The 6,923-nt window shown below is 67.3% G+C and carries 7 protein-coding genes; 2 read left to right on the top strand and 5 right to left on the bottom strand.

The features are described 5' to 3' along the window. Positions 1-24: 24 nt before the first annotated feature. The gene (locus tag SPR02S_RS12965) at positions 25-1,143 is read right to left on the bottom strand and encodes an LLM class flavin-dependent oxidoreductase (RefSeq protein ID WP_078622876.1); all 1,119 of its coding nucleotides are present in this window, start codon (positions 1,141-1,143) and stop codon (positions 25-27) included. Positions 1,144-1,244: 101 nt separating this feature from the next. Beyond that, complete coding sequence (locus SPR02S_RS12960; RefSeq protein ID WP_019057394.1) at positions 1,245-2,021, bottom strand: SDR family NAD(P)-dependent oxidoreductase; 777 nt, start codon at positions 2,019-2,021, stop codon at positions 1,245-1,247. A 200-nt stretch (positions 2,022-2,221) separates the two neighbouring features. Between SPR02S_RS12960 and SPR02S_RS12955 the strand changes: the two genes are divergently transcribed. Then, positions 2,222-2,956 carry a hypothetical protein gene (locus SPR02S_RS12955; protein WP_026150482.1) on the top strand — a complete coding sequence of 245 codons (735 nt, stop codon included), beginning with the start codon at positions 2,222-2,224 and terminating at the stop codon, positions 2,954-2,956. Positions 2,957-3,028: 72 nt separating this feature from the next. Beyond that, entirely contained in the window at positions 3,029-3,823 is a 795-nt protein-coding gene (locus SPR02S_RS12950; RefSeq protein WP_019057392.1) for a hypothetical protein, read from the top strand. A gap of 50 nt (positions 3,824-3,873) precedes the next feature. On the opposite strand, the gene SPR02S_RS12945 is transcribed toward SPR02S_RS12950, so the two are convergent. From SPR02S_RS12945 to SPR02S_RS12935, 3 genes are all read right to left on the bottom strand, one after another. Next, a complete protein-coding gene (locus tag SPR02S_RS12945; RefSeq protein ID WP_026150481.1) occupies positions 3,874-4,524 on the bottom strand; it encodes a response regulator transcription factor in 651 nt (216 codons plus the stop codon). A gap of 136 nt (positions 4,525-4,660) precedes the next feature. Next, positions 4,661-5,563, bottom strand: coding sequence for an LLM class F420-dependent oxidoreductase (locus tag SPR02S_RS12940; RefSeq protein WP_052346973.1), 903 nt, complete (start codon positions 5,561-5,563; stop codon positions 4,661-4,663). A gap of 17 nt (positions 5,564-5,580) precedes the next feature. Next, positions 5,581-6,834 (bottom strand): amidohydrolase family protein, encoded by a 1,254-nt coding sequence (locus SPR02S_RS12935; protein ID WP_019057389.1) that lies wholly within the window; start codon positions 6,832-6,834, stop codon positions 5,581-5,583. Positions 6,835-6,923: the final 89 nt, after the last annotated feature.

The following is a 6,923-nucleotide window of genomic DNA, read 5'->3' as shown; positions in this document are numbered from 1 at the left end:
CGCACCCGCACCCCGCAACGAACCTCAAGCCGCTCGACGGAACCGAGTTGTCCGGTGAACGGGATCCGTGTCGATCTTCGGAACCACGTGCTCCCCGATCAACCGAATCGTCTGCAACGTCTCCTCCTTGGGCACCCCCACCGGCAGCCCAAAGCTCAACTGATCCGCCCCCGCCTGCTCCCACCGCTTGCACTGGGTGAGCACCTCGTCCGGATCCCCGCAGATCAACAGCTCCTCTTCCACAAGGAGTTCGACAAACTCCGGCGTGTACTCAGGCAGCGTCTCCGGCCACACCGGAAACCCCTCAGGCCGAGGAAACGTGTCGTGGTACCGGAACACCAGCGAGGGCAGATAGTGCAGCCCCCCACTCGTGGCGATACGGATCGCCTCGTCATGCGTCGGCGCACAGATCGCCGTCGTAGTCACCATGACGTTGTCGTTGACGAACGCCCCCACCGGCTCGGCGTTCACGATCGCCGTCTTGTACTGCTCCAGCACCCACTCCATGTCGGACACCTTCTGGATGCTGAACCCGAGAACGCCCAGCCCCTTACGCGCGGCCATGGCGTACGAGGGAGGCGACCCGGCGGCGTACCACATCGCGGGGTGCGCCTTCCCGTACGGCTTGGGGAGGATCTTGCGCGGCGGCAACTGCCAGTGCTTGCCCTGGAAGCCGACGTACTCGTCCTGGAGCCACATCTTGGGGAACTCGGCGATGGTCTCTTCCCAGATCTCCTTGGTGTAGTTCATATCGGTCACGCCCGGTATGAACCCGAGGATCTCGTGCGACCCGGCACCGCGCCCGCTGCCGAACTCGAAGCGGTTGCCGGTGAGATGGTCGAGCATGGCGACCTTCTCGGCGACCTTCACGGGGTGGTTGACCTGGGCGAGGGGGTTGAAGATGCCCGACCCGAGGTGAATGCGTTCGGTCGCGTGGGCGAGGTAGCCGAGGAAGACGTCGTTGGCCGAGAGGTGCGAGTACTCCTCCAGGAAGTGGTGCTCGGACGCCCAGGCGTACTTGAAGCCGGACTTGTCCGCCTGGATGACGTACTCGGTCTCCTCCATCAGCGCCTTGTGCTCGGCCAGCGGGTCCGTCTCGGCACGCTTGCCCACGTATCCCTGTACAAAGAGCCCGAATTCCAAGGAGGTTCACCGTCCCCAATAGTTTCTGACGCTTCGTCAGATTCACGATCTGCCGCCGACTGTGGCACCGGCCGCATGGATGGTCAAGAGCTGACGTACGGTCAGAAGACAGAGACCCCGGCCAGCCAGCCCCCGTCGATCACGAACGGCTGCCCGGTGATGTAGGAGGAGTCGTCGGAGGTCAGGAAGAGCGCCAGGCGCGCGACCTCCGCCGGCTTCCCGATCCGCCCGAGCGGCACGAGCTTGCGGTACAGCTCGTCGAGCGCCCTGGACATCCCCTCGGTGTCCGCGTCGGGGTCGAGTTGGGCCGGGTTGGACATCGCCGTGTCGATGGCGCCCGGGCACATCGCGTTGACCCGGATACGCCGATCGGCCAGCTCCAGCGCGGCGACCCGGGTGAGCCCGAGGATGGCGTGCTTGGTCGCCGCGTACGTACCGACGGCCGCCATCCCCGTAACCGCCGTGTACGAGGCCGTGTTGACGATCGTGCCGCCGTCCTCCATGGCCGCCGCCACGGTCTTGATCCCGAGGAAGCAGCCCACCTGGTTGACCCGCACGACCTGCATGAACTCCTCAAGCGGCGTATCCACAAGGGAGTTGAACCGCAGGATTCCCGCGTTGTTGACCAGCCCGTCGATCCGCCCGTACGCCGACTTGGCGGCCCCCACGGCGGCACTCCAGTCCGCCTCATCACCGACGTCGAGATGGACGTAGGACGCGGACGCGCCCAACTCCTTCGCCAGCGCCTCCCCTTGCTCGTCCAGCACATCCGCTACGACGACCTTCGCGCCCTCGGCCGCGAACAGCCGCGCCTCCTGCTCCCCCTGCCCACGCGCCGCTCCGGTGACCAGAACGACGCGCCCGTCCAGCTTGCCCATGCGGGCCTCCTCGGGATCGGTGGATGCGGGGCATCGTAGCGCCGTATCTGACGAAGCGTCAGATAGCGAGCGAGGACTCCTTGCTCGGGAGAGAGGCCTTGCACAAGCACACTGCGAGTGCGCAAGCACACTTCAAGTGACCGCGGAGTAGGGACTTTTGACCCTGGCCATACCTCGGCTTGGCTCCAACAATGCCTGTCATGGCAAAGCGGAGATTGCGCAACAGGAAAGTCAGGTACGTGGCGATCGGCGCGGCACTCGCCACCGGCGGGGTGGTCGTCGCGCTGCTGCCGTCGGCGAACGCGGCCGACGCGAAGACACCGGACCAGATCATGACCATGTGCGAGCGGTCCGCGGTGGTCAATGGCGATCAGCGGTCCGTGGAGGATTTCGGCGGCGCCTTCGCGGACGGTTTCCAGGCCGACAACTGCGACTACGTCGAGACGAATTTCGAGACCTTCGACGGGCCCACCGAAAAGGCGTCCATCGACTTCCCGAACTGCGAGCCGAACGCCACCGATCCGGCCAAGGTCTCCATCACCTGGTCGTCGACCGCGGCCCAGGGTCAGGGTAAGTACGTCTCCACCCAACAGGGCGCCGCAGGCGGCCTCTTCGGATTCCTGAGCGGGTCCTGGAGCAAGCACAAGGGCACCCTCGACATGACCGTGAAGTCGGCGACGGCCGGGGACACGGAGGCGCGGGACGTGCCGGTCGGCAAGGTGCTCCACATGGAGTTCACGCCCAAGTTGCAGCGCATGACCGGTGAATGGCGGGCGCGTATCGACGCCCGGGAGCAGACCACCGTCCTGCCGGCCAGCCCGGAGCAGAACTTCGTGGCGCCGGATGTCGTCGAAGGACCCGTCATCCTGCCGGGTGCGGCCGGTGCTCCCGGTGTCGTGGACGGCACCTCCAAGGCGGTCCTGGAGGACTGCTGAGCCGACCGGCAGCAGTCAAGTCACCCCAGATCAAGCCCACTTCACCCCCACGTGATCCCCCTGGAGACACCCATGAGCCGGAACGGCCGCACGAGAAGTCACCGGAGCAAGAAGAAGCGCATCACCCTCGCCCTGGCCCCCGTCGCGGCGCTCGCGGTGATCGTCCCGCTGATGAACCGGGCGAACGCCGCCACCCCGTCCGAAGTGAGCGCCGACTGCTCCGCGGACTCCGACAAACTGGCCAACTGCGAGTTCGTCGACGTCCAGTTCAAGGACAACAGCCTCGGGCCCAACGAACGCGTCTCCCCGGTGTCCGACAACTGCGGTTCCACGAGCACCGCGACGAAGACCTTCACCGTGAGTACGTCGGTGACGAGAACCCTTCAGGTGGAGGAGGGAACCGTCACCGAGGCCGGTACGAAACTCGGCAACTCGCTCTTCGAGATCGGCCTGGAATTCAGCACGTCGACCATCAACATCACGCGTGACGACAAGACGACCACCCTCGCGTTCAGCCGGACGGACACCGTGCAGGCGGACAGCACGGCTTTCTACATGTGGTCCGCCAAGCGCACCGACGTGAGCGGATTCCTGAAGGCCACGTACAAAGAGGCGCAGGACGGTCAGACGGTGTTCTTCTCGCCGAGCGAGGGCGCCGCGACCGTGCATGTCTTCTATCCGCAGATCCTGAACAACGGAACGCCCGACGGACGTCTTTGGCTGCGGAATGTGAAATGCGAGACGACCGCGGCCGACTCCGTCCCGAACTCGACGAAGGCCCTCCAGTCCGAAGAGGCCGGATTCGGTGAGGGCGGCGCCAATGTCACCGACGTGGAAATACCGCTGTCGGAGATACCGGCGCCCTAGATCCCCTGAAAGGGATTCCGGCCGGCGATCTCAGGTGTCCTCGGGTGTTCTCAGGTGCGAAGCACGGGCGTGGCTCCCAGCCAGCGCAGGACCGCGTCCGTGCCGCTCCTGGCGTCCAACTTGGCATAGATGTTGCTGAGGTTGTTGCGGACGGTCTTCTCGCTCAGCCGTAATCGCTGCCCGATCTGCTGCGCGCCCAGGCCGGTCGACAGCAGCTCCATGATCTGCTGCTCGCGCGGCGAGAGCATCGCGCGCAGCCGCTCCATCGTCTCGTCGCTCGCGGTCATCCGCCGGGCCCCCTCCCGCAGGGCGTCGGATGCCGACGGCGAGAGGTAGGTGTGCCCGACGGTGGCCGCCACCATCGCCGAGGACATCATCTCGGGGCAGTGGTCGCTCTCGACCAGATAGCCCGCCCCGGCCCGGAACACCTCGACCACCGCTTCGGTGTCCCGGCGCGGACTGACCACGACCGCCGGGACGCTCCGGGTGCGGAGAACCTCCAGCAGGCCCGGAAAGGACACGGCCGGGTCCTCGCAGTGCAGCACGACGACGTCCGCCGCGGTCTCCGCCAACCCGTGGTGGGGCGGGGGGACATGCTGCACACGGTCCACGTACGGATCGTCCGGGGGCGGCCAGTTCTCGTGCGGCCAGGTGACCCCGGCGGAGGCCACGGCAACTACGAGTCGTTCGGAGGATCGCACTTCGGGGGTCCTTCCGCCGGAGCCATGACGTCCGTACGTCCGTACATACGCGGCTCGGCGTGACCATGTTCAAACAGGATGTGATCACGTTCGAACAGGCCGTGATCAAGGTACGGCCTGTCAGCGGAGGGCTTGTTCAGAGCAGCGGCCCCACCTCGCTCCCGAACTCCCTTATCTGATCGGTGAGTTCAGCGCGGTCCCGGCAGCGGAACCGCACCTGGATCTGGTCCACGCCCATCGCGCCGTAGGCACGCAGCGACTCCGCGAGGACCTCGGGCGCTCCGGTGAGCGTGCGCCGCCCGACCTCCCACCCCGGGTCGCCGACGTACAGCGGCTCGGTGATGGCCCCGAACACGAACGGCCCCTCCACCGCGGCCTCTTCGCGCAGTCGCCGGAGCCGCGCGATCTGCGCGGGCAGCTTGTCGCGCGGGTCGCCCTGCGGCAGCCAGCCGTCCGCCTTGAGCGCGGCCCGGCGTACGGCGGCGGGGGACGAACCGCCGACCCAGAGGGGGACGTGCTCCCGCACCGGGCGGGGGCGCTGCCCGAGCCCCTCGAAGTCGTACAACTTGCCGTGGTGCTCCGGGAATTCGTCCGGGCCGAGCGCGGCACGCAGGGCGTCGATCGACTCGTCGAGTACGGCCCCGCGCCGGTCGAAGTCGACCCCCAGGACCTCGAACTCCTCCCGTACGTGCCCGGCGCCGACCCCGAGGATCAGGCGCCCGCCGCTCAAGTGGTCCACGGTGGCGTACTGCTTGGCGGTGAGCAGCGGGTGCCGTAGGCCCACGACCGCGACATGGCTGAGGAGTTGGACGCGCTCGGTGACGCCGGCGAGGTAGGAGAGGGTGGCGACGGGGTCGTACCAGATCGTGCTCATGGCGGTGGCGAGGCGGCGCGGGACGCCGACGTGGTCGCAGCCCGCGATGTAGGCGAAGCCCGAACGGTCGGCGGCCCGCGCGATCTCGACGAGGTCGGCGGGCCCCGCGTCGGCCTCCCAGGGCTCGGCGTAGATGGTGCTCTGCGACTGGACGGGTAGTTGCATCCCGTAGGCGAGGGCGGTCACTTGGGGCCCTCCCACAGGCCGTCCGGGGTCAGGCCCAGCAGGTCGATCGCGTTGCCTCGGACGATCCGCTCGACCACGTCCGGTGCCAGGTGGCCCATCTGGGCCTCGCCGACCTCGCGGGACTTGGGCCAAGTGGAGTCGGAGTGGGGGTAGTCGGTCTCGTAGAGGACGTTTCCGACGCCGATCGAGTCGAGGTTCTTCAGGCCGAACGCGTCGTCGAAGAAGCAGCCGTAGACGTGCTCGGTGAAGAGTTCGGACGGCGGGCGGTGGACCTTGTCGGCGACGCCGCCCCAGGCGCGGTTCTCCTCCCAGACCACGTCGGCGCGCTCCAGGATGTAGGGGATCCAACCGATCTGGCCCTCGGCGTACATGACCTTGAGGTCCGGGAAGCGTTCGAACTTGCCGCTCATCAGCCAATCCACCATGGAATAGCAGCAGTTGGCGAAGGTGATCGTCGATCCGACGGCGGGCGGCGCGTCGGCCGAGGTGGAGGGCATGCGGCTGCTGGAGCCGATGTGCATGGCGATGACGGTCTGCGTCTCGGCGCAGGCCTGGAGGAACGGGTCCCAGTCGTCGGTGTGGATGGAGGGCAGGCCGAGGTGCGGGGGTATCTCGGAGAAGGCGACGGCACGGCACCCGCGGGCCGCGTTGCGGCGGACCTCGGCGGCGGCCAACTCCGGGTCCCACAAAGGGATGAGCGGGAGTGGTATCAGGCGGCCGTGCGCGTCCGGGCCGCACCACTCCTCCACCATCCAGTCGTTGTAGGCGCGGACGCAGAGCAGCCCGAGTTCGCGGTCGGTGGCCTCGGTGAAGGTCTGGCCGCAGAAGCGCGGGAAGGTGGGGAAACAGAGCGCGGACTGGACGTGGTTGACGTCCATGTCGGCGAGCCGGGACGGGACGTCGTAGGAGCCGGGACGCATCTGCTCGTAAGTGATGACTTCGAGCTTGATCTCGTCCCTGCTGTAGCCGACGGCGGTGTCGAGGCGGGTGAGGGGGCGGTGCAGATCCTCGTAGACCCACCAGTCGCCGATGGGGCCGTCGTCGCCTGGTTCGCCCATGACGGGCTTGAACCGGCCGCCGAGGAAGGTCATTTCCTTCAGTGGCGCGCGGACTATGCGAGGTCCTGTGTCCAGGTACTTCTTGGGCAGCCGGTGCTGCCAGACGTCGGCGGGCTCCACGGTGTGGTCGTCGACGGAGATGATCAGAGGGAGGGTCGCCTGGTCGGTCGCCTGGGGGTTCTGGGTGTCCATGGCGCTCACGGTAGCGCCGATCTGACGACCCGTCAGCTAGCCTGATATGAGTTCGGGGTGCTCGGTTGTGTGCGGAACTGTGCGCAGGC

Source organism: Streptomyces prunicolor NBRC 13075, from assembly GCF_000367365.1.
GTDB lineage: Bacteria > Actinomycetota > Actinomycetes > Streptomycetales > Streptomycetaceae > Streptomyces > Streptomyces prunicolor.
The sequence above is the reverse complement of the archived record's forward strand: the minus strand, read 5'-3'. Positions and strand labels throughout refer to the sequence as shown.

What these genes read in the sequence shown, in the direction of transcription:
- SPR02S_RS12960 (WP_019057394.1), bottom strand. Translation starts at nt 2,021, where the DNA reads ATGGGCAAGCTGGACGGGCGCGTCGTTCTGGTCACCGGAGCGGCGCGT.
- SPR02S_RS12940 (WP_052346973.1), bottom strand. Translation starts at nt 5,563, where the DNA reads ATGCAACTACCCGTCCAGTCGCAGAGCACCATCTACGCCGAGCCCTGG.
- SPR02S_RS12950 (WP_019057392.1), top strand. Translation starts at nt 3,029, where the DNA reads ATGAGCCGGAACGGCCGCACGAGAAGTCACCGGAGCAAGAAGAAGCGC.
- SPR02S_RS12935 (WP_019057389.1), bottom strand. Translation starts at nt 6,834, where the DNA reads ATGGACACCCAGAACCCCCAGGCGACCGACCAGGCGACCCTCCCTCTG.
- SPR02S_RS12955 (WP_026150482.1), top strand. Translation starts at nt 2,222, where the DNA reads ATGGCAAAGCGGAGATTGCGCAACAGGAAAGTCAGGTACGTGGCGATC.